22 protein-coding genes are annotated in these 21611 nt (G+C 56.6%); 11 read left to right on the top strand and 11 right to left on the bottom strand.

Translation table 11 applies throughout. The features are described from left to right. Positions 1 to 46 precede the first annotated feature (46 nt). Together VEI50_16325 and VEI50_16320 are read right to left on the bottom strand one after the other, a co-directional pair. Positions 47 to 454, bottom strand: coding sequence for a hypothetical protein (locus tag VEI50_16325; GenBank protein HXX76699.1), 408 nt, complete (start codon positions 452 to 454; stop codon positions 47 to 49). After that, positions 454 to 3489: a VWA domain-containing protein gene (locus VEI50_16320; GenBank protein HXX76698.1), complete on the bottom strand. Its 3036-nt coding sequence runs from the start codon at positions 3487 to 3489 to the stop codon at positions 454 to 456. The genes VEI50_16325 and VEI50_16320 overlap by 1 nt, the downstream gene beginning before the upstream one ends. A 120-nt stretch (positions 3490 to 3609) precedes the next feature. On the opposite strand from VEI50_16320, the gene VEI50_16315 reads away from it, so the two are divergent. Continuing rightward, positions 3610 to 4035, top strand: a complete 426-nt coding sequence (locus VEI50_16315; GenBank protein ID HXX76697.1) for a ferredoxin-thioredoxin reductase catalytic domain-containing protein — start codon at positions 3610 to 3612, stop codon at positions 4033 to 4035. A gap of 54 nt (positions 4036 to 4089) precedes the next feature. On the opposite strand, the gene VEI50_16310 is transcribed toward VEI50_16315, so the two are convergent. The 6 genes from VEI50_16310 to VEI50_16285 form a co-directional block, all read right to left on the bottom strand. Beyond that, positions 4090 to 4470: a hypothetical protein gene (locus VEI50_16310; GenBank protein ID HXX76696.1), complete on the bottom strand. Its 381-nt coding sequence runs from the start codon at positions 4468 to 4470 to the stop codon at positions 4090 to 4092. Positions 4471 to 4681: 211 nt separating this feature from the next. Next, the gene (locus VEI50_16305; GenBank protein ID HXX76695.1) at positions 4682 to 5113 is read right to left on the bottom strand and encodes a glycine zipper family protein; all 432 of its coding nucleotides are present in this window, start codon (positions 5111 to 5113) and stop codon (positions 4682 to 4684) included. A 4-nt stretch (positions 5114 to 5117) separates the two neighbouring features. Further along, positions 5118 to 5429, bottom strand: a complete 312-nt coding sequence (locus VEI50_16300) for a DUF167 domain-containing protein (protein ID HXX76694.1) — start codon at positions 5427 to 5429, stop codon at positions 5118 to 5120. Between the two features lie 34 nt (positions 5430 to 5463). Continuing rightward, the gene (locus tag VEI50_16295; GenBank protein ID HXX76693.1) at positions 5464 to 6282 is read right to left on the bottom strand and encodes a CbbQ/NirQ/NorQ/GpvN family protein; all 819 of its coding nucleotides are present in this window, start codon (positions 6280 to 6282) and stop codon (positions 5464 to 5466) included. An 83-nt stretch (positions 6283 to 6365) separates the two neighbouring features. Beyond that, positions 6366 to 9872, bottom strand: coding sequence for a PAS domain S-box protein (locus tag VEI50_16290; GenBank protein ID HXX76692.1), 3507 nt, complete (start codon positions 9870 to 9872; stop codon positions 6366 to 6368). 1 nt (position 9873) lies between these two features. Continuing rightward, complete coding sequence (locus tag VEI50_16285) at positions 9874 to 11376, bottom strand: phosphatidylglycerol lysyltransferase domain-containing protein (GenBank protein ID HXX76691.1); 1503 nt, start codon at positions 11374 to 11376, stop codon at positions 9874 to 9876. 155 nt (positions 11377 to 11531) lie between these two features. Here VEI50_16285 and VEI50_16280 point away from each other — a divergent pair, with 155 nt between their 5' ends. The 10 genes from VEI50_16280 (at position 11532) to VEI50_16235 (ending at position 20066) form a co-directional block, all read left to right on the top strand. After that, positions 11532 to 12551 carry a GGDEF domain-containing protein gene (locus VEI50_16280; protein ID HXX76690.1) on the top strand — a complete coding sequence of 340 codons (1020 nt, stop codon included), beginning with the start codon at positions 11532 to 11534 and terminating at the stop codon, positions 12549 to 12551. A gap of 43 nt (positions 12552 to 12594) precedes the next feature. Next, positions 12595 to 14079 carry a hypothetical protein gene (locus tag VEI50_16275; GenBank protein HXX76689.1) on the top strand — a complete coding sequence of 495 codons (1485 nt, stop codon included), beginning with the start codon at positions 12595 to 12597 and terminating at the stop codon, positions 14077 to 14079. A 10-nt stretch (positions 14080 to 14089) separates the two neighbouring features. Then, positions 14090 to 14485 (top strand): glutathione S-transferase N-terminal domain-containing protein, encoded by a 396-nt coding sequence (locus VEI50_16270; GenBank protein ID HXX76688.1) that lies wholly within the window; start codon positions 14090 to 14092, stop codon positions 14483 to 14485. Between the two features lie 45 nt (positions 14486 to 14530). After that, entirely contained in the window at positions 14531 to 15664 is a 1134-nt protein-coding gene (locus VEI50_16265; GenBank protein HXX76687.1) for a KamA family radical SAM protein, read from the top strand. Further along, complete coding sequence (locus VEI50_16260; GenBank protein ID HXX76686.1) at positions 15661 to 16812, top strand: 2'-deoxycytidine 5'-triphosphate deaminase; 1152 nt, start codon at positions 15661 to 15663, stop codon at positions 16810 to 16812. Before VEI50_16265 ends, VEI50_16260 begins: the two co-directional genes overlap by 4 nt. Positions 16813 to 16818: 6 nt before the next feature. Then, complete coding sequence (locus tag VEI50_16255) at positions 16819 to 17238, top strand: hypothetical protein (protein ID HXX76685.1); 420 nt, start codon at positions 16819 to 16821, stop codon at positions 17236 to 17238. Between the two features lie 10 nt (positions 17239 to 17248). Beyond that, positions 17249 to 17956, top strand: a complete 708-nt coding sequence (locus VEI50_16250; protein HXX76684.1) for a TIGR04283 family arsenosugar biosynthesis glycosyltransferase — start codon at positions 17249 to 17251, stop codon at positions 17954 to 17956. A gap of 7 nt (positions 17957 to 17963) precedes the next feature. Then, positions 17964 to 18710, top strand: coding sequence for a TIGR04282 family arsenosugar biosynthesis glycosyltransferase (locus VEI50_16245; GenBank protein HXX76683.1), 747 nt, complete (start codon positions 17964 to 17966; stop codon positions 18708 to 18710). A gap of 37 nt (positions 18711 to 18747) precedes the next feature. Next, positions 18748 to 19482, top strand: a complete 735-nt coding sequence (locus VEI50_16240; protein ID HXX76682.1) for an SDR family oxidoreductase — start codon at positions 18748 to 18750, stop codon at positions 19480 to 19482. A gap of 179 nt (positions 19483 to 19661) precedes the next feature. Then, positions 19662 to 20066 (top strand): hypothetical protein, encoded by a 405-nt coding sequence (locus VEI50_16235; protein ID HXX76681.1) that lies wholly within the window; start codon positions 19662 to 19664, stop codon positions 20064 to 20066. A gap of 64 nt (positions 20067 to 20130) precedes the next feature. Here VEI50_16235 and VEI50_16230 read toward each other — a convergent pair whose 3' ends face one another. From VEI50_16230 to VEI50_16220, 3 genes are all read right to left on the bottom strand, one after another. Continuing rightward, complete coding sequence (locus tag VEI50_16230; GenBank protein ID HXX76680.1) at positions 20131 to 20385, bottom strand: hypothetical protein; 255 nt, start codon at positions 20383 to 20385, stop codon at positions 20131 to 20133. 99 nt (positions 20386 to 20484) lie between these two features. Continuing rightward, the gene (locus tag VEI50_16225) at positions 20485 to 20961 is read right to left on the bottom strand and encodes a hypothetical protein (protein ID HXX76679.1); all 477 of its coding nucleotides are present in this window, start codon (positions 20959 to 20961) and stop codon (positions 20485 to 20487) included. A 341-nt stretch (positions 20962 to 21302) separates the two neighbouring features. Beyond that, a partial coding sequence (locus tag VEI50_16220) for a glutaredoxin domain-containing protein (GenBank protein HXX76678.1) occupies positions 21303 to 21611 on the bottom strand: 309 nt, incomplete at its 5' end.

Here is a 21611-nt window from a genome sequence, read left to right as displayed (position 1 = left end):
GCGGTGACGCCCGCACCTGAAGCTGATTGCTGAAAGCTGACGGCTCTCAATGTTCCTCGTGCTCCGTCCATCCCGCCACTTTAAAATTGATCGTGCACACAAAATTCTCGCCATCGTAGAAATTCACTTTGATCTTCTTTTTTCCATAAGTCTTCGCCAGGAACTCTTCCGGGTTGTCGACGAGTTCTTGATAGCCACCGGGGGGATATTCACCAAGATCGTGAAACACCACGATCATCCCAACTTTGACTTCCTGCAGGACCTTCGCGGAACAGCGCGGGTAGACCTCCCAGAATTTTGCCTCGATCATCTCCTTCGTCGGTTCCGGACGGTCCTCTCCCGGCTTGACTGGTTGAGCGAACTTCGCCAGGCGGCGCACGTACGGATACTGATGCCCTGTGAAGAGTTTATAGAGCCACGGCGGAACCGTAGGTTTACTGGACAATTCTGTCATCAAGTCGTCAGTCGTTGATAAATCCGTGGTAACCGCAACGGCAGACTTTCCACACGATCGATAACGGTAAATTGGACATCGCCGTACATCCGTTTCAGATAGGTATCGGCGTCGCGATCAATCGTGATGCAAAACGGGTGAATTCCTTGCCGCTTGGCTTCGCGTAAGGCAGTCTTCGTGTCCTCGAGCGAATACTCATCCCTGTAGCCGTCGTCCAGCGGCCGTCCGTCGCTGACGATGATCAACAACTTGGTCTTCGCCTCACGAGCCAGCAGCTTCGACGTGGCATGGCGGATCGCCGCCCCGTCACGGTTTTGCTGCAGCGGTGTCAGTCCGGCCAAGCGGGACGCTGCCTGTCCGCCCAATCGATCAGCAAAATCCTTGATCACCAAGAAGTCGACTTGCCCGCGACCTTGGCCTGAATAGCCATAAAGCGCGTACTGATCACCGACTGCTTCCAGCGCCTCGCACAACAACACCAGCCCCTCTCGCTCGACATCGATGACGCGACGACCCCCCGTAAGCTGGCGGCTGGTGGACCCGCTCACGTCCACGAGAAACGCAGTGGCGACGTCTCGCTCCTTTCGATCTCGTCGTATATAGATGCGATCGGACTCTTCAGCTCCTGCCGCCCGTTCAGCTGACACGCGCACCGCGGCATCGAGATCGATATCGTCCCCATCCACCTGACCGGCCACACGCTTCAACCCGGGTGGACGCAGACTCTCAAAGAACCGCCGCAGCGTCGAAACCACGCTGCCATACGTCTGTAATGTGGCTGCAACAACATCGTCTGGGCGTTCATCCGCGGCCCGTTCAACGACACGGCACCAGTTGAGACGGTAATCGTGAATGTCCTGATCCCACTCCGGATAACGAATCGCTCGATCTTGGAAGCCGGTTCGATCCACAGACGGAGATTGATCGACGTCCAACGCGAGTAACTCTTCCACGTGAGCGGGCAGTTGCCATCCGCCGCTCAGCACAGCACCCTCTGAAGAAGTCTGCGTACTTTTCCGAGCCTGTTGACCAGATGCTGTGCGTTCCTGCGCTCCGCCCGCAGCGCTGGCCAGCTGATCGATCTCATCCGGCTGCGCTCGGTCCTGTTTTGTCTGGTCTTCCGCATCATACCGGCGAATAAATTCCGGATTCATGGTGCCCCGGTACACGAAATTCGTCACCGGACGATAGCTCTCACTGGTCTCTTCCGGGGCCGAGGGACCCACACCCAGATCCTGTGTGAGCGCGTCGACCTGGTCGGCCCGTATCATCTCCGATTTCGGCACTAACAACTCTTCGAGACGGACATAAACGTCATGCGTCACCCGAACAACCTCTTCCGCTGTCGCCGTTGTGGCCTGGACGGACCGGCACATCGGCCAAAGGACCGCGACCTCCGCCTTAATTGCCTCATGGATGGGGACAGAATCTGGGTCGGCGCTGGAAAGCTGGAGGAGTTGATCCACGATCAATTCCTTGATGGTCAGGCCATGGGTCAACGACCTCGTCTCTACCGCTTCCCGAGCCAACGTCTGCAGATCACGGCGAAGACCGGGATACTGTTGTTGCAGCAGAAATTCCACTCGCGCATCTTCGAGCAACATCCAGATGTCCTGCACAAGCCGCGGTTGCTGATAAAAACGAAACAAGTCGGTCAAGGTCTGGGGCTCAGCCCGACCGGTCCGGCCGTAGCGTTGACGGACCTCAGCGACCAGGTCGGCAAGCGGCTCGAGCCTCAGGCGATAGGTACCGAATTCCACATGGCCGGCTTCGTGAGCCGCCATCACCAGATAGAGTCGCGTATTGTCTTCAGCGGTGGCATAGCGACGCAGTAGTGATGGAAGCGATATAGTCCGGCCATCGGGGCTGATCGTCGCACGGACCGGCGCGTCCGGCGCGAGCGAATCGGGAAGCGCCTGAATCGCGAATTCGGTCCCACACAAGCCCTGCACAAACAATTTGATCGTGCGCGCGACCTGTCGCAACGGCACGCCGCTCAAGGCCTTCTCGACTGAAGCGAGGGCTCCCTGAGATTCCAACGCGAAGTAGGCTCTGGCTCCCTCGATACTATAGTCCAAGATTTCCATCCCTGCTTTGAACCAATTCTCAAATCGCGTGACCGCTTCGGCGGAATTGCCGATCAATCCGATCAGTTCAGGGCAGCGACGGAGATAGGCTAGTGTGGCTTCAGGATCTTGTTCACCCAGCAACGCGCCATACTGCAACATCTTCATTTGCCATTCTGGTGACGGGAGCATCCGCAAGAGGCGGGGTGACTCGGACAACCATGCAATGCCGGCCTCGATCGAATGGTCTGCCAGCACGGCGCCCAACGCGACAACATTCGATCGAACCGGTATCTGTTCGATATCGGCCAGAATAGCGGGGCTGGTCCGGAGAAATTCGATCGTCGGCATGTAATCAGGCTTGCCAAGGCTGTTGGGGACGATCAACTCCATGCCGAAGGCAACCCAACGCCGTACTTCGTTCAGCGGGAGCACCGGAGCGATCGCGTGGATTTGGCGGATATACTCCAGCCCGACGACAACATCCACCTGCGTCAATTCAGTGCCGATCTCGAGCCAGGCCGTTAATTCGTACGACGGGACGATGGTCAGAAGTTGCGGCGCGGTGCGCAGGTATTCGAGTGTGACGTTGGCGTCCTCGTCAGCCAACTCCAGCGCGGTAGAGAGAACTGATCCGCGATCCTCCGCTCGTTCGACCAGCCCCAACAACAGAGGGCTTTCTTTGAGATACTTTAGCGCGCTCGCCCCCGATGACTCAGCCAATGCCAGGCAGACTTCCAGCCAGCTCACCACGTCACCCAGCCGTTCACGCCGGTGCAACTCGGGCAGGGTTTCGATCGCGGCTCGTGCAACCTTTGGCGAGACTTCCCATAGTCCATTCAGGAGTACGAGGATCCCGTGGATCTTGGCAGATTGAGGGAATGCGGCCACGAGGCGTTCCGAGGTCGCGGCCCCCAATTCCTCCGCCAGCCGTGTCAATAGTTGTGCACGCGCGTGATCGAGTTCCATCAACATCCTACGTCGGCTGTTTTCACATGAGGGGACGGATTGTAAAGAACGCCCTACCGCTTGTAAACTGTGGATCGACGCGCAGGAAGAGGGCGAGACGCCCATGGAAAGGATGGTGGAATGGCCGAACCCAAACGAGAAAGCCTCGACAAGATGTGGAAGTATGTGAAAAGGTTTGCCGAGAAGAGCGGAACGACTATGCACCCAAACCCCGCCGTAACCGAAGCCGTGGTCAAAGGCCTGGCCATGCACGTGGACGAACTAGGCAAGCCGCTCTGCCCATGCAATTTCTACAACGACAAAGCGGCCGAAGCCAAACTCCGCCGTTGGATCTGCGCTTGCGACGAGATGCAGATCTATAAGTACTGCCACTGTATGCTATTTGTGCGTGAAGACGGAATGCCGATCACGGAATATCTTCCGGAAGGTCATGAAGGACGAGAAATCTACGGCGTCGTCAGTGACCCGACCCCGGAGAAAGGCCGGGCCTTGAGGCATAAAGCTGCGCGATCCCCCTCCCCCTTGCCGGAAACACAATCGAAATAGATCATTTCTCAGCTGGCTTTCAATCACTGAAGAATCATGGTCACATCCCGCCTCCTATTGCCATCCACTCACCTCGTACCCTTTTTCGATGAGACAGCGCACCACCACATCGGCGTAAAGAGAATCCGGTTCAAGTGGTTTGTACGCGCCGCCGGCCAATCCAATGATGAGCCCCAGCCCCCCACCAACCGCTGCTCCAATCGCGACGCCCGTCGCCCCGCCGATAATGCCGCCGGCTGCTCCCACCGCCGCTCCACCGATGAGACCAAGGCTGCCACCAGCCGCGGCGTTGGCACTCCGACTCGTCCCAGGTTTGAGACCAGCGGCCTCAGCCTTCTTCTGACAGGCATTGACATCGTCCTGCGTCGCCTCGGGTCCCTGAAGTTGAAGATGAGCGTTCGACCGCAACAATGGATTCGGTCCCGTGCATGCCACAAGACTTAGTATTGCCGCTACCCGCAAAATTTTATGAACAGATGCACAAATTCTCTTCCATCTCCTCTCCTCACCGTCACCGTCACAGGAAAACTCGACTTTCTCCAGCGCGGGAGGGCTCGGTCGGGTTTCATTGCGCGCATCGACCGAGCATGGTTTGATCGTGCGCGTTCAGCGAGCACGAAGACCGACTGAGTTGTCCCACATTCCGTTACTGCCATCCTGTGACTTCATACCCTTTTTCCTGCAAACACCGGTTCACGAAATTCGTATACGCTTGATTCGGTTGCGAGGGTCCAAACGCCGCGTAGTACAAAGTCGTGAGCAGGCCCCATACTGCCCCGCTCGCCGCTCCGATAGCCGAACCGCTGCCTGCGGCTCCGACAACAGCTCCGCCGACGGCTCCGCTCGCTGCGCCGACTCCTGCGCCGACCGCCGTCCCGGTCGCCACGCGGCCACCTGTCCCGGCACCCTCTTCGGCCCCGGCTGATTCAGCCAATTGCTTACACTCCTCGATGTCCACGTCCGCTGTTTCTTTTCCGACCGACTTCAGGTGCGCATTGGGATACAGGACCGGATGAGCACTGGAGCAGGCTGTCAGAAACAGCAGAGCGACGCCGAAGGCAGTACACGGTCGTACCATCCTGTTACCCGTCCTTTTTCGGCTCGAGATTCAACCCCGCGATCACCCGTCCGGCAGGAATGCCTTTCAGTAAGATGCGTTTAAGCTTGCTTCCGAAACCAGATTGAATGTGTACACTCGAGAGAGGAATGGAGCATCGGCGAGCCAGGAAGCGAACGAGTTCGCTGTTCGCTGCGCCGTCGGCCGGTGGCGCTGCTATGCGAATTTTCAGTGCATCACCATAGACGCCCGTACATTCTGTGACGCGCGCGCTCGGCCGGACATAAACGGTCAGAAGCGCTCCGTTCTTGGTATCCCGCACAACAGAAAGGTTCATCCGAGGTGAGCGTGCCGACGGTTAGCGTGTCTGCTCAGAAGACGGCTTTGACGAGCTCTTGAATACTGCGCTGCATGTCGGGATCGTCGGTGATGGGGCGGACGATCGATACGTCGCAAGCACGATCGACAGCCACTCCCTGTTTCATCAGGGTTCCGGCATAGATCAGGAGTCGCGTACTGACACCTTCCTCCAACCCGTGGTTCTTTAAATTGCGCACTTTCCCCGCGAGCTTGACCAGCCCGGCGGCAACATCACGAGCAACCCCCGCCTCCCGCTCGACGATCGACGTTTCAATGTCCGGGCCTGGGTAGTCAAACTCGATGGCCATAAAGCGTTGCTTCGTGCTTTGCTTCAGGTCTTTCAGCACGCTCTGATAGCCGGGGTTGTAGGAAATGACCAAGAGAAACTCGTCGGCGGCTTCAATGACCTGACCCTTTTTCTCGATTGGAAGGAGTCGACGATCGTCACTCAAGGGATGAATGATGACGGTCGTGTCCTTTCGAGCCTCTACGATTTCATCGAGGTACACGATCGCACCATGTTTCACTCCGAGCGTGAGCGGCCCGTCGACCCAAACAGTTTCTTGTCCCTTTAGCAGATAGCGCCCGACTAAGTCAGAGGCGGTCAAATCCTCATGGCAGGCGACCGTGATCAGGGGACGCCCCAGTTTGTAGGCCATATATTGGACAAAGCGCGTCTTCCCGCACCCGGTCGGTCCTTTCAGCATCACCGGCATCTTGTTCTTGGCTGCGATCGTGAACAGGCCGACTTCGCCACGGACTTCAGCGTAGTAGGGCTCCCGCTCGACTCGATAACGCCCCACATCGACTTCGCGGGCCGTTTGGCTCATGCTAGATTTCCTTTCGAGCAAGCCGGTCTACAACCCGCTGCACGATAAACGGAATGGAGGCCGAAGATCAAGGGAGTCGGGGACTATGCGGCTTTCACAGCGTCGAGGACTTCTCGCACCTTCTGCACGAGGACGTTCGGCGTAAACGGTTTCTGGAGGAACGCGGTCCCTTTCTTGAGCCCCCCGTGGGCGAAAACCGGATGATCGGGGTAGCCGGACATATAGAGCACCCTCATATCCGGTCTGATGGTCGTCAGTTTATCAGCCACTTCCGGGCCGCTCATTTGGGGCATCACGACGTCGGTCAGCAACAGATGGATCGGTCCCATGTGCTTCGTCCCCGTCAGCAAGGCTTCAATACCGTGCCTGGCTTCCAGGACGGTATACCCGTTGATCCGTAATGCTTCAAACACCAATCCCCTGACGCTCGGCTCGTCTTCAACGAGGAGAATCGTTTCTCGACCCCGTACCGGATCTAGGGTGTCAACGGCCCCTTCCACCGTCTGCGGTCTTTCCTCGACGCGCGGAAAGTAAATCTTGAACGTCGTTCCTTTTCCGGGATCGCTTTCAACTGCGATGCCGCCTCCGCTTTGCTTCACAATGCCATACACGGTCGACAATCCGAGTCCCGTACCTTTGCCCTTCGCTTTGGTCGTAAAAAAAGGCTCGAACAGGTGTGACTGGGTTTCTTCATTCATCCCAAGCCCCGTATCGCGTACGGACACCCGGACATAATTCCCTGGGTCCAAGCCTTGTACCTCGCGCGCTCCTCCCTGAGCGAGAGTCACAGTCCGGGTTTCGATCGTCAACCGTCCACCGGTTGGCATCGCATCTCTGGCGTTGACCGCAAGATTCATGATGACTTGCTCGATTTGGCCAGGGTCCGCCCGGATTGAGCCAACGTGTGGCTGCAACTCAAGGCAGAGTTCGATAATGTCCTCTCCCAACAAACGGCGAAGCATGCCATCCATATTGGCCACTAGAGTGTTGACCTCAAATATTTTGAGAGCGACAAATTGGCGTCGGCTGAAGGCCAGCAATTGCCTGGTGAGCCCGGAAGCCCGGTCTGCGGCCTTCTTGACCTCTTCCATGTCTTTCCGTATGGGATCGGAAGCCGGGAGACGCCCTAACAGCAGTTCACTATAGCCGCGAATAACCGTCAGGAGATTATTGAAGTCGTGCGCCACGCCACCGGCCAGCCGGCCGACGGCTTCCATCTTCTGTGATTGGCGGAGTTGGTCCTCTGTCTGCCGGAGGGCCTCTTCCGCCCGTGTGCGCTCTCCAAATTGACCGATTTTCAGCGCGATGTCCTCAACCATCTTGAGCAGATCGACATCGGGCTCACGGACTTGACGACTGAAGACCTCGATCACCCCCTCGATCTCGCCTCCCACCTGAACGGGAAACCCGAATGCCCCGTGAAAACCAACGGCTTTGGCAGCTTCGCTACGAGAGGACTTGCCATCCGCGATCACATCCGTCACCCAGGCTGATTTCCCACTTGCCCAAATGCGACCGGGCAGGCCTTCGCCCTGCTTGAAAACAGACTGCCACGTGACGACGGTGAACGGGTCCGCCTTCAATGATGGAGGTTGCCATTGGTCCAGGCAGCGCAGTACATTGTTCGCACGGTCCACCCGCCAAAACACGCCGAGATCCCATTCCAGATTCTCGCTGATTGCTTGAAGGATCTTAGGTACAGCTTCTTCAAGCGTTCGTGCCTCGGACAACACACGCGTCACTGCATACTGGGCTGCCAGCCGGTCCTCAGTCCGCTTACGTTCGGTTATGTCCGTAAACGACACGACCACTGCTGCTGTCTGATGATCCGAACCCATCAACGCTCTCGAATTCACCGCGATCCAGCGACGAACTCCATCCGGCTTAGAGACACCCATGATCACCCCTGAGCAGGGCTGTCCCGTTCGCAACGTGACGAAGGCCGGATACTCCTCACCGAGGACAGGCGATCCATCCTCATGCACAGACTGCCATCGGGCGTCGCTGAGCGATCGTCCTACCATCTCATCGAGAGGCAGTCCCAGAATCCGCTCGGCGCTAACGTTTCCTGTTCTTATGACCCCTTGCGTATCAATCAGCACGACGCCTTCGTCCAATGCGTTGACGACGGAGCGATACCGCGCCTCGCTCTCTCTTAACCTGGTTTGGGCCTCCTTCTGTTCAGTGATGTCACGGAGGAAGGCACTGAAAAAGTACACCTCGCCGAGGCGGGCGGGCGAGACGGCGAGCTCTACAGGAAACTCGCGCCCGTCCCGATGCAGTGCCAGAACCTCGATGCGACGATTGAGGATGTGACTCTCTCCCGTTCCCAGAAAATGGCGCAGCCCTCGCTCGTGCGCCTCTCGATCCCGCGGTGGGATGATAGTCTCCGACAACCGTCGCCCCAGCACATCGTCTCGAGACCACCCGAACATCTTCTCTGCCTGCGCATTCCAATCCGAAATGAGCCCGCTGGCGTCGATGGTGATCACACCATCCAGTGCGGTATCGACCACGGCTCGATTGCGTTCCTGGCTTTGCAACAACGCCGCTTCCGCCGCGCTCGCCCAGGCCCTTTCTTGTTGTGCCTTTTGATACTCGTCCCGCAACCAAGACGTGGCCCGAAGCAGCAGAACGAGGAGAGGCACCCAGACAATGGCTGCGGCGAGACCAACACTCCACAAGGCGGATTGGATTGGAGCCAGAATGGCCTGACGATCCATCCGTACCAGCACCGACCACCCGAATCCGACGAAGTCGCCATGGCCATGGGTCTGAGCGTATCCGCTGACGACGTCCACGCCCCGTCGCAGATGCCGCTCCTCCAGAAACCCCGGAATGCCCGACTGCGCCGCGAGCACGGACGGGAGGCCGAGTGTCTTGAGATTGATGGGTGCTTTATGAAGCAAATCCGAATCGACAAAGACATCGCCATGGCGGGTCAGCATTTGATATTCGACAGATCCACCAAACCCGGCACGGTCTTCGAGCGATCGAATCGTCCTCGTTGTGACCTCTTCCAGCGTGGGTACGGTGACCCGTGCTGTCACCGCTCCGAGGAACGTTTTTTGAGAATCCAAAATAGGCACGGTGAAGGCGACCGTCTCCACTCCATTGTCAGCCTCATGGATGGCCACATCCTGAACCAACGCTCGGCGGGTCAATCGGACCTGCTGGAACCACTCCGTGCGGCTTTCGTCTTGTCCGAGTAACGCAGTGTTCGTGCTCGCCACAATAGCCCCTTGCGAATCTGTGACCCCGAGCCAGAAATACACGGGATCGTATTTGGCCTTCATCCACGTGAGATATTCCGAAAGATAGTGCGGATCGGACGCACGCAAGGAAAACGCTCGCGCCATCATGTGGACATCGCCATACCGTTCAAACAGCATCCGGTCGAGCTTATCTGACACTTCCGCCGCCGCGAGCGTCAGTTGTTCTCCAGTCGCATCCACCAGCCGACGTTCGACGTATTGCACCAAAAATAAACCGGCCGCCAATGTCAGGACCGTCATCACGATGATCACATACGGCAACCATCGATAGCGGCGGGCAGGAACAGATCTGGGAGGATTCACCGGTGTGCTCATTTCATGCTCGAGTGGCGATCACATTCAGAACGTTTGCGATAGGGTGATAGGCTTGTTTGGATGCGCGCAATCCGACCAGCCCCGCATCATCCATCGTGTTGATGAACTCGGCACCCTGAGCCGACGCAGATCGGCACGTTTCCCGAAACAGAAACTGCGCAAGGCCTGGAATCGCACGATCCGCCACTTCAACGAGCACACAGAACGTCGCTTTGTTCAACCAGTAACCGAACGTATAGGCGCGAATCCGTCCCTCGATCCGTGCAACCGTTCCTGTCAGATTGAGAGTCGGCGCATGCGACCAGAGCACTTCGTGAGCCGGTTCCGCGTCGGCGAGCAACATGCGGCCGAATTCCTCGAGTCCTTCACCATGTTTCTGCTCCGACCAATCCAGAAAGAGCGCGCGACAGTCCGGACGATCGCCGACCCGATAGGGTTCCATGACGACGGCATGCTCTCGTTCAATCCGATTGCAGAGCGCCCGCTGAGACTTGTACCGGTCACCCGCTAGAGTCACGAGGTCGATCGCACGGTACACATAGTCCGGTTCTTTCGTCACCAGTCGATACCCCCATCGCTCCAGATCCGGCGCAAGTTGTTGGTGCACGTTTTCGATTCGACTGACCGGCGACGCACCGTTCCAGCGTTGCATCAGTGCGAACGCCTCGGTCAGAGGCTGCTCGATGGAACGGCTTCCGAGAGGAGGGAGCGGCATGAACCAGCCATCCGGCGACTGGATAAATAGGCAGAGGGTTCCGTGCAATTCAGTCCACCAATAGGCCAAGAGCCCGTTCCACATGTAGTGGTAGGGCACCGCATAGGCGGCGAGTGAAGGGACACCACTCTTCTCCGCGAGTGACTCGTCTATCGCTGAAGACAACCGTGGAATATCTTCTATAGTGAGCTGATGCAGGCGGGCATCGCCCCACTGACTTGACATCGCGGCAGTCACGTGTGGCAGAGCAGCCAGTACGACGACATCCTCTTGATATCGCCCGATGAGACGAGGATGTGCCTCCAACATCTTCACGGTTTCCGGTTGATTCACGTATCCCATCACCTGAACGGCATGGCGGTGAATATCTGCAGGAACTTGGTCGCGCAAGAACGGACATTTGGTATCCCAGCCCAAGACGACCTGGTCATGTGCCTCGTTCCACATCAGGGCCAACGGATAGATCCGGCAATCGAAGGGGCGCCGGTCATAAATCGTACAGTGCGAGGTTGTCGAATCGAACGCAGGACACTGATATCCCTCGTGCTTTTGATCGGGAACCAGGGTCACCTGGGAACCATGGGAATCAGAAAACGCCGACCGACCTACGCCGGCCGCCACCGCCAGTTCAATGTCCTCCGCGGTGAAATACGGGCGCAGTGCACTGTCGGGGTCAGGAAACCGGCAACAGACGTCGCACCGAAGACAGGTGCTACTGGGTACGATTTGGGGAAGTTCGGCGTGCGATTTCACGGCAGCCTGGGCTGTTTCGGTGGCAAGCGCATCCATGGACGGATTCCTATCAATTTGGCGATCATTCTATCACCATTTATGGATACCACCTAACAGGTCGCTATTTTCTGATTCGCTCAATCGCCTTGAAACTGCGCAATTTCTTGACCGGTCTTACCCCTGGTGAAATACTCTCATGGCAGGACCTTTAGATGGGCTCAACCGTGGCGACGACCCCGTCATCAGATCAGCCTCAGTATGACGCGAAGAACCTGCTGAACTCACAGCCGGTGATTATCACCGTCATCGATCCGAACACCTATAAGGTCGTCTTTCAGAACCACACCTCACAAGTCAAGTTTGGGGACATCTCGAACCATACCTGCCACGAAAAGATCGCTGGCTGTCCCACGCCGTGTCAGTTTTGTAAAATGCCGGAGGCCGTCGAGTCCGGCGAACCGACGGCAAGTGAAGTGCCGCTCCCGAACGACCAATATCTGCTCGTTCAATGGGCCAAAGTCGCTACAACTGGCGGAAGCACTCACGTCGTCGAAACGATCACCGATATCACATCGTTGAAGCGACAACAGGTCCAGACCGAGATTCTCGTCAAGAATCTGTCCGAAACCAACCGTGATCTGCTCCATGTCAATCAGCAACTGCGCGATCAATCAACGCGAGACAGCCTGACTGGTCTGTATAATCACTCACATTTCCAACAGACTCTGGTCCAGTGGTGTGCCCAAGCTCTCCGGTCGATGCGCCCGATTTCGCTACTCTTCATCGATCTCGACGATTTCAAATACATCAATGACACCTACGGCCATGCGAACGGTGATCAAGTCTTACGCGAGATCGGATGGCTGCTCGACAGCCAACAAGGACCGGGACACGGCATCGCCCGGTCTAGCGATTTCGCAGCACGCTACGGAGGAGACGAATTCGCGATGATCCTGCCGGACACATCCATGGACGGTGCACTCAGCGTGGCCGAACGACTTCAGCACCGGATGACGACGTTGACGCTGCTGCCAGAGCTGGCCAAGCTGGCGAATCCTCCGTTATCTCTGACCTGCAGCATTGGCATCGCCACGTTCCCGATCCACGCCTCCGTCCCCTCGGACCTGATCGTCGCCGCTGACGTCGCAGTGTATGCTGCCAAGAATGCCGGCAAGAACTGTGTCCGCATGGCGACACCCGCAGCCCCACCAACACCTCTTGTACGATCCTAAGACCCATGTTACGATCAGTTCGCCTCGCACGAGGGCATGATCATTGACACAGCCATCGCATCTGCTCGACCGACTCGGGTCTAACCTCCGCCGCTGTTCAGTTATACGCGACAAACTGGTCGAGGCCGGGTTGTACGCCCCTGGGGCAACAGAGAATCCCACCGCCCCGCCGCTACTTCACACCGGCACCAATTCATGGCGCATCGCTCCTAATCCATTTTCCCTCTCGCAGGAACAGCTCACGTGGTTCTCGTCCCTTGGGCCGCCTCTCCTGTCGTTTTACCGGGCTTTAAGTCGTCTCTATATGGAGAGCGCCCGCGGCACTCAACCGGCGTGGATCGCCGGCTACTTGGACCAAGGTAAACCGGAAGCGCTCGTGACCTACAGCCGCATGAAGCGATTCCGGGACCAACTTCCCGCGGTGATACGACCGGATGTGCTCCCGACCCCGGACGGCATGGTCATCACGGAGCTGGACTCGGTCCCAGGCGGCATCGGGCTGACCGCCTGTTTGTCTCATCTCTATGCCGAGGGAGACGGTAAAAACACCTCCCTCGTCGGCGGGTCCGACGGCATGGTCAGGGGCTTTGCCACAATGCTGCGCAGCCAGCAGGGCCAGCACCCCGGCTGCGCGGCCATTCTCGTTTCGGAAGAAGCCAAAGATTATCGCCCGGAGATGAGGTGGCTGGCTAAACGGCTCCGCGACCGCGATTTGGACTGTTACTGTGTGGAACCCCGTGACATCCGATTCACAGAAGACGGTCTTTTCCTCTCCACTGGGGCCGAAGAAAAGCCCATCGGCCTCATCTATCGATTTTACGAGTTGTTCGACCTGATGAATATTCCGAAAGCAGAGCTGGTGCAGTATGCGGTGAAAAAAGAGTGGGTTGCCGTGACCCCGCCATATAAGCCAGCGCTGGAAGAGAAACTCGCCTTTGCTCTCTTCCATCACCCGACTTTGAATCCATATTGGCAGCAGGAATTGGGGCGCGAGGTGTTTCTTCAACTGACGACTGTCATGCCTCGAACCTGGGTCTTGGATCCTGCCCCTGTCCCTCCGTCGGCGACGATCCCAGGTCTCTCTCTCAGCGGGCGCCCCATTGCCAACTGGACAGAACTCGCAGCAGCGACACAGAAGGAACGGCATTTCGTGGTCAAGCCTTCGGGATTTTCGGAGCTGGCCTGGGGAAGCCGGGGGGTATCGGTCGGGCACGATCTCCCTCAACACGAATGGGCAACGGCGCTGGAATCGGCTTTGGCCTCATTCCCACGGACTCCTTATGTCCTCCAGGAATTTCATAAGGGCCGCCTGTACAATGTGAGCTATTTCGACCCCGCCACCGGCGATATGAAGGAGATGGCAGGACGGGTGCGGCTCTCGCCTTACTATTTCGTTCAAGGCGAGAAGGCCGAACTCGGCGGGATTCTTGCGACCATCTGCCCGGCGGACAAGAAAGTCATCCACGGGATGAGGGACGCGGTGATGGTACCTTGCGCTCTCGCGAGTGGATTGACGGGTGACGCATGATGCGCCATGGGTGTCTTCTGAAACTCAGCTTACTCGGTACCCGTCACTCATCACGGACCACGGATTTCCAATGGCATTGAAGCTCTATCACGTTGACTGGTGTCCCGAGTGTGAACTGGTTCGTGAAAAACTGATGGAGCTGGGCGTCGCCTATGAGGACGTCATGGTCCCAGACGTTCGGGCGTTCCGCAAACAGGTCCATGCTGTTTCAGGACAGTACTACGTCCCTGTGTTGCAGGATGAGAGTCTCGTGCTCACGGAAATTCAGGACATTCTGGCGTACCTGGACGATCGGTACGGCAAAGATGGCTCGGGCCCCGACGCTGTTAAGAAATTCGCCGCTCGGTCCGGTGGAAAGCCTGGTTCATTGGGCGAAGAAGATCAATACCCGTCCTGCCAACGCTAGCCTTGATGACGGTGGCGATGCGGTGGCCTTGCGGAAGGAGTCAGGATGGAAGCCTGGCAAAAGGTTTTAGCGGAAAGCATCGTAAAACCCCGAGACCTGGCAGCCCGGGTCGGCATGAGAGTCGAGGAAATCGAAGCCGTTGTCGGCGACTACCCGATGCGGATTACACCCACCGTGATGGGGACGATCAAGGAAAAGGGTGACGCGATCTGGAAACAAGTTGTCCCGGACATGGCTGAGATGGCCGACATCGATGCGGAGGACGATCCTCTCGAAGAAGACCTGATGAGTCCGGTGCCGCACTTGGTCCACCGGTATCCTGATCGCGTGCTTCTCATGGTGACGAACCAATGCCCGATCTATTGCCGGTTCTGCACCAGAAAACGCCTCGTTGGGAAACCGGGATTCCTCAAGAAAGGCGAGCTCGATCGGGCGATTGCCTATCTGCGTGAACACACCGAAGTGCGGGACGTCATTCTCTCAGGCGGCGATCCGTTGCTCCTCCCGGACCATCTCCTGGAGCGAATCCTCAGAGCCCTTCGCACTATCCCCCACCTCGAGTTAATCCGTCTTGGCTCGCGCGTCCCTGGTACCCTGCCGCAACGTATCACGGCAAAGCTGTGCGAGATGGTCAAAAAGTACCATCCGATTTATATGAACCTGCATTTCAACCATCCGGACGAATTGACGCCGGAAGTGAAAGTGGCTTGCGGAATGTTGGCCGATGCCGGCGTTCCACTCGGCGCACAAACTGTGCTGCTCAAAGGCGTCAATGACGATCCGGAAGTCATGAAACGGCTGGTGCACCAGTTGTTATTGGCCCGTGTGAAACCGTACTATCTGTATCAAGCGGACTTGACCAAGGGGACCAACCACTTCAGAACGACAGTCGAGACGGGCTTGAACATCATCAAGGCCTTGCAGGGCCACACCAGCGGCATGGCGGTCCCACATTTCGTCATCGATGCACCAGGAGGCGGAGGCAAAGTCCCGCTGCTACCTGGCGATTACCTCGTCCATATGGATGAAGACGGAGTCCTCTTGAAGAATTACGAGAACAAACCGTTCCACTACCCGCAACCGAAGAACGGCTCGAGCCGGGAGCTGCCGATGGTCGGTGCCCATCCTATGTGGGGAGCGTGCAGCAACGGCGACAGCGGAGGGTTCGACAAACTGTGAGCCGTGCCACGTCGCAGGGAATTCTTCCCTACCAGCAAATTAAAGAACTTATCGCCCTTGGTGTGGTTCAAGCCGATACCCCTATTGAAGACCGCCAAATCCAACCAGCCAGTCTCGATCTCAGACTTGGAGCTAAAGCATATCGCCTTCTCAGCAGTTTTCTTCCTGAGCGCTCTGAGGTTGGGCATAGGCTCGGTGTTATGGATGCATTTCAAGAAGATCTAGTGATGTATGAGATTAATCTCCTCGAAGGTGGAATTTTAGAGAAGGGGCATGTTTATCTGGTACCTCTCTTGGAGAGATTAGCTTTGACCAAGGACCTTCGGGCTAGAGCAAACCCAAAGAGTACAACAGGTCGTTTAGACATCTTCACTAGAGTGATCACCGATCTCTGCGCGAGTTTTGACGATATTGAAGCGGGCTATAAGGGCCCACTTTATTTGGAGATTGTCCCACGATCATTTGCGATAAGGCTAAAAACTGGAATGTGCCTTAACCAAGTCAGATTCATTGCTGGGCAAGCGACTGTTGCTGACTCAGCGATCGAGAAACTACATAAAAGTGATTGCCTACTCTTCCGCAACACCTCTACTGATGAACCGGTCACGCCACGCGATGTAAGAATTGACAAGGGCTTGTTTCTTCGAATTGACCTACAGGGCTCTGAGTCCGATCGAGATATTGTTGGATACAGGGCAAAAAGGAACAGCCACATCGTCGACCTCTCAAAGATTTGCCATCACCCTGCGCTGGAGTTCTGGGAACCTATATACAGAGGTAGAAATGATAGCCTTTTGCTAGAACCAGAGGAGTTTTACATCCTCGCATCGAAAGAACGAATACGTGTTCCGCCAGGCTATGCGGCTGAAATGGTCGCTTATGAAGCCGCCTGCGGTGAAGTGAGAACACACTATGCAGGATTCTTCGATCCAGGATTTGGTTACGGTGCAAGAGGCGAGATAAAAGGCACGCAGGTTGTACTGGAGGTCCGGCCGCACGATGTGCCATTTCTGATCCACGATGGACAAACCTTCTTCAAGGTTGTATACGACAGGATGCTCGACATTCCGAGCCAACTGTACGGCACTGGGCTCGGGTCGTCCTACCAGCGCCAGGGGTTGACCCTCAGCAAACATTTCAAGGCCTAGCGAATCATGGCACCGACCGATCTCCCTCCCCCACCAGCTGGTGATCCTCTTCAGCCTTCTCCGCCGAGAACAACGCGTGCAGATGATCAAGACTCAGACGACAATCGTCGGATGCATGTCGCCGGCCTAATGGTCGGGACCGCGCTGATGTTCCTCGGGTTTCTGCAGGTGTTTCTGTCGATCAGCGGCGGATTCGAAATCGATGTCATCCCATTCTTGATTTATTTCGGCGGCGTTGCGGTCTGGGCGAATGCTGCCATCGAGAATCCCACGCTCCGGTACAGCATCATCGGCGGGGTCCTGTTCCTCGGCGCTGTTTTGAAATACTATGACGAAGTGCTGTTCTGGCACAAGCAGGTCCTCTTTTGGACCACCGTCGTGATCGTCATGTACTTTATGTTCAACGAACCCAAGAAGTCCGCGTGATCCGTACCCGATGACGATTTCCGTCATCATTCCTACCCTCAACGAAGAACGAATCATCGCTAATACGATTTTGCGCACGGCCGACCTCGGCTTTGACGAACTCATTATCGTCGACGGAGGAAGTACCGATCAAACGAGTGCAATTGTCGCATCACTTATCTCCGGCACTCAGCCCTCAACACTGAGCACGGTTCGGCTGCTGTCGGCTCCGCATGGCCGCGCGCGCCAACTGAATGTGGGAGCGCGGGCCAGCCGGGGAGACATCTTTATATTTCTGCATGCCGATACCCAGCTTCCGATCACGGCGAAGCAGGACATTGTCGCAGCGTGCACGGACAACGTCACGGTTGGAGGACGATTCGATGTCCAATTTGATCGACCGTCCATGCTGGCACAGATCATCAGTACCTTCATGAACTGGCGATCTCGGTGGAGCGGCATCGCTACCGGCGATCAAGCCATTTTTGTGAAACGGGGAGCGTTCGATCAGCTTGGCGGCTTTGCCGACATCCCGTTGATGGAAGACATCGACTTCAGTCGACGATTGAAACGCGTGGGGAGAATAGCCATGTTAAGAGATCGCGTCGTGACGTCGTTTCGCCGGTGGGAGGCTCATGGTCCTATCAAGACCATCTTGTTGATGTGGGGACTTCGCTTCCTCTATTGGACCGGCGTCAGCCCCCATCAATTGCAGCGGTTCTATATTGCGGTGAGGTAGAGAAACGGTGACGTCGAATTCCAGCACTCAGCACTCAGGGCTCAGCACTGCCTTAGTGATTTTCGCGAAGGCGCCGGTGCCAGGTCAGGTGAAGACCAGACTGTGCCCTCCGCTCACACAGGATGAAGCCGCCACGTTGCACGGCAGTTTTGTGCTCGACACCCTCGAACGAACGAAGGCGGTCATTGCCAAGGAGCGCCGGTCGATCGACCGCTACATCGCCTGCCTTCCCTCGGCATCTCTCGTATTCTTCAAAATTCTTGAAGAACGCCACGGCGTCTGTCTTTTAGATCAGGTGGGAGATGATGTAGGACAGCGCATGCATCGCGCATTTGTTGACTTGTTCGGCCGTGGCTATCGGCAGGTGTTCATCGTCGGGACGGATGTCCCCACTCTCCCATTTTCGATCTATCAACAGGCCGTTTCACTCATCGAGTCGCACGATCTGGTTCTTGGCCCGGCCAGCGACGGTGGTTATTACCTCATCGGCTTGAAACGCCCTATGCCGGAACTCTTTACCGATGTACCCTGGTCGACGACAAACGTTCTTGCGGCTACGCGCCGGAACGCCTCGACTCTTGGTCTTACCGTCGGTGTCCTGAAGGAGTGGCGCGACGTCGACGTTGCCGACGATCTCCGGGCGTTGATCCAGGATTGTGCGCAGGACATGAAGCGACCGAAACACGAACGGATGTTCTCGGCACGAACTGCTGGCACACTGCAGTTACTCGACCAACGCCTTCGATCGAGATGACGGAATCAACACCTACGATAACTCATGAGGTGTCATAATGGCGGATCGTATCGCACTCATCACAGGAGGCGCCAAAGGCATCGGGCGAGGCATCGCGCTGGATCTTGCCGCTAAACAGTGGAAGGTCGCGATCTGCTATCGCACGAGTGCGGCGGAGGCCGAAGCCACAGCCGCCGAGATCGGACGACGGGGAGGTCAGCCGCTCGCTGTCCAGTGCGACGTATCGGACCCAACGGCGGCCCACCAGCTCGTGAAGCAGGTCGAACAGCAGTGGGGCCACATCGACGCATTGATTAATGGAGCGGGCCCGTATCATCGTGTGAACCTGTTTGACGAAAGCGTCGCAGGGTGGAACGAAATGTTCGCCGCCAATCTCCATCCGATTTTCTACCTGGCCCAGGCAGCAGTCCCAGGGATGAAAACTCGGAAATCTGGAAAGATCATCAACTTCAGCATGGCGAATGCGGACCAAATGGTGGCTCAGCCGGACGTGACCGCTCATTATATCGCCAAGGCGGGAGTACTGATTCTCACACGTACGCTGGCGAAGCTATTAGCTCCGCACGGCATCACGGTCAATGCCATTTCGCCTGGCTTTATCAATTCCGGCAGCGCACCACCCGAAGAACTGGCCGGCATGACCAAACGGATTCCGGCCGGGTATGTCGGCACGATCGATGACACAGTGGCAGCCGTGCGCTACCTCCTGTCGGACGAGGCCCGGTACGTCAACGGAGCAAACATTCAACTGAGCGGTGCATGGGGGATATGAAGGGCGAGGCCGCCGTAGTGACCTCAGTCGCTCGCGCACCGCGCACACAGGACATGATCCGATTCGACCAAACGGGCGGTGCTCGGTGCATGCGCGCATTTGAGGTCACCACACTCGTCTCGCCCTGAGAGCGTGGTGGGAATAAGAAAGGAGGGCGTTCTCATTATGGGGGATTGGTCATGAAATCAGAACAGGATCGTCAGGCCCATCACCGCTTCGTGCAGGCTTTGCAGCACGAACACTTGACGTGCGCCAAGCCTGGCTGCGGCGGGCCTATGCATACCACGGATTTGTCGCAGCCACAGGAACGGATCAAAACCTATGAAGCTGAATGTGAGCGTTGCGGAGGGAAAGAACGCCTCTCGGGAAAGGAAACCTTGACACCGGGATGGGACGAGGCTTCGATCACGATGATGGCCGAAGCTCACTTGCTACACGACCAACCGACTTGCCCCTTCGACGATACCCCTATCACCTTCACGTCGATGCCGAACCCCAGACGGAAAGCGCGCTACCGACTTTCGTGCTTCTACTGCGGCAGGCAAACCGAAATGAATTGGCCTCCACCGGAAGCAAAAAGATGACAAGAAGCGAAACGACCAATCTATCTAACTGGCGCCCATTAAGCGCATCCGTGTAAGCAGCGGGTCAGGTTTCTTTCGGTTTCGTCGTTGCTGCCCACCCCAACAGCTTTGCCATGTTCAACGAAGCCTCTTTAATGATGGGACCTAGAAACTTGATGCCTTCGATGGTTAAGGAACCCCCAACACTCTTGTCGGTCGAGCCAGCCACATGCAAGGAGCCATCCCGAGCACCCATCATCAAGAAGTTGCTACCGAGGTTAGGATGGACAAGTTCACAGAAAAAGTCGTAAATGAGAGCAATCCCAGGCTTCTCGGCCATCCAGCTACGGATTGCATCGTTAACATGAACGGAGGACGGATTCGAAGTGTCAGAGGCGATTTTCGATTTCTTCCCCTTTCTCCAGGCAGCGACCGATCTTTAAACCATGTCATTGCGGTTTGACATCCAGAACGATCCCCAATCAAACCGCCCACCTCTCGAGTGCTTATCCAGCAACTCGACGATTTTGGAGATTTCTTCGCTACTAAATTTGTTCGGATCTTTGGCGGCCATAACGACCGCGAGAGTCTCGTTATTGTAGTACCTTAAGGTTGCAGTAGTTTCGATGAGCCCACGTCCGCAATGAGCAAACACCAGAAATTCTTCATCAGCCGTAGAGCGGATTACATTCCTCAGCAGTTCACGATATTTCGCAACGTAGATGCCGTACAGAAACCATAGAACGGTGCCCACGTATTCAAACTGGTGGCTGCTTTGGAGCCTTACCGGATCCAATGCAACGTTATTTCGCTCGTAAACACTGTCGATGTGGCTACAAAAAGACTCCAGCCCCTCCATGCATTGGAGTAGTACGCCGGACGCCTGCGCTCTGATCTTCTCTGGAAATCGAAGCATACGCTCTCCAGAAATCTAACTTGAATATACTGGCCGGCATAATACGCAGAACCGGCCCGCACATTCCTCTAAGGCAGGACATCTCTGTCGGTCCGACTGCGGCCGTCGAGCGAGCACCCCCCAGAGTTTCGATTATGATTGCTCCCGTGTGCGCGCTCCGGGAGCAGAGGACCAACAGAGATGTCCTGCCTGCTCCTCTTCACTCTCAAGCCGGTGCGCGTCTCTAGAAAACGAGGGCGGCTGTTGTGCTCTCATTGCGCGCGTCCAACGAAGGTCTTCTGAGACCGCGCGTTGCGCGAGCACAAGAGCATGACAGCCGCCCTCGTCTCTTAAATTCTTTCTTATTTCCCGAACGCCTTCTTCAGCAGCGGCTCAATTTCACCTTTGGCCGCCATGGGATCTAGAACATCCGTATCCCCGTAGAAGGTACCGTCTATGAACACTTTGGGCAGGGTGGGCCAATTGGTCATTTTCGTGAGCGCTTCTCGTTTGGCCGGCTGGGTTAAGACGTCGATCACTTCATACGGGTACCCGTACTTATCAAAGAACTGCATGGTCTCGCGTGTGAAGCCGCACATCGGCATCTGCTTGGTGCCCTTGCCGTAAATTAATATCTTGTGAGCTTTGACTTCCTTCTGGATTTCGTCTTC

It is taken from the genome of Nitrospiraceae bacterium (assembly GCA_035623075.1).
In the GTDB taxonomy this organism is placed as follows: Bacteria; Nitrospirota; Nitrospiria; order Nitrospirales; family Nitrospiraceae; genus DASPUC01.
Note: the sequence above shows the minus strand (reverse complement) of the source record. Positions and strands in the feature narration are given on the sequence as shown.

What these genes read in the sequence shown, in the direction of transcription:
- VEI50_16325 (HXX76699.1), bottom strand. Translation starts at nt 454, where the DNA reads ATGACAGAATTGTCCAGTAAACCTACGGTTCCGCCGTGGCTCTATAAA.
- VEI50_16320 (HXX76698.1), bottom strand. Translation starts at nt 3,489, where the DNA reads ATGGAACTCGATCACGCGCGTGCACAACTATTGACACGGCTGGCGGAG.
- VEI50_16315 (HXX76697.1), top strand. Translation starts at nt 3,610, where the DNA reads ATGGCCGAACCCAAACGAGAAAGCCTCGACAAGATGTGGAAGTATGTG.
- VEI50_16305 (HXX76695.1), bottom strand. Translation starts at nt 5,113, where the DNA reads ATGGTACGACCGTGTACTGCCTTCGGCGTCGCTCTGCTGTTTCTGACA.
- VEI50_16300 (HXX76694.1), bottom strand. Translation starts at nt 5,429, where the DNA reads ATGAACCTTTCTGTTGTGCGGGATACCAAGAACGGAGCGCTTCTGACC.
- VEI50_16295 (HXX76693.1), bottom strand. Translation starts at nt 6,282, where the DNA reads ATGAGCCAAACGGCCCGCGAAGTCGATGTGGGGCGTTATCGAGTCGAG.
- VEI50_16290 (HXX76692.1), bottom strand. Translation starts at nt 9,872, where the DNA reads ATGAGCACACCGGTGAATCCTCCCAGATCTGTTCCTGCCCGCCGCTAT.
- VEI50_16285 (HXX76691.1), bottom strand. Translation starts at nt 11,376, where the DNA reads ATGGATGCGCTTGCCACCGAAACAGCCCAGGCTGCCGTGAAATCGCAC.
- VEI50_16280 (HXX76690.1), top strand. Translation starts at nt 11,532, where the DNA reads ATGGGCTCAACCGTGGCGACGACCCCGTCATCAGATCAGCCTCAGTAT.
- VEI50_16265 (HXX76687.1), top strand. Translation starts at nt 14,531, where the DNA reads ATGGAAGCCTGGCAAAAGGTTTTAGCGGAAAGCATCGTAAAACCCCGA.
- VEI50_16255 (HXX76685.1), top strand. Translation starts at nt 16,819, where the DNA reads ATGGCACCGACCGATCTCCCTCCCCCACCAGCTGGTGATCCTCTTCAG.
- VEI50_16250 (HXX76684.1), top strand. Translation starts at nt 17,249, where the DNA reads ATGACGATTTCCGTCATCATTCCTACCCTCAACGAAGAACGAATCATC.
- VEI50_16240 (HXX76682.1), top strand. Translation starts at nt 18,748, where the DNA reads ATGGCGGATCGTATCGCACTCATCACAGGAGGCGCCAAAGGCATCGGG.
- VEI50_16235 (HXX76681.1), top strand. Translation starts at nt 19,662, where the DNA reads ATGAAATCAGAACAGGATCGTCAGGCCCATCACCGCTTCGTGCAGGCT.
- VEI50_16230 (HXX76680.1), bottom strand. Translation starts at nt 20,385, where the DNA reads ATGGCCGAGAAGCCTGGGATTGCTCTCATTTACGACTTTTTCTGTGAA.
- VEI50_16225 (HXX76679.1), bottom strand. Translation starts at nt 20,961, where the DNA reads ATGCTTCGATTTCCAGAGAAGATCAGAGCGCAGGCGTCCGGCGTACTA.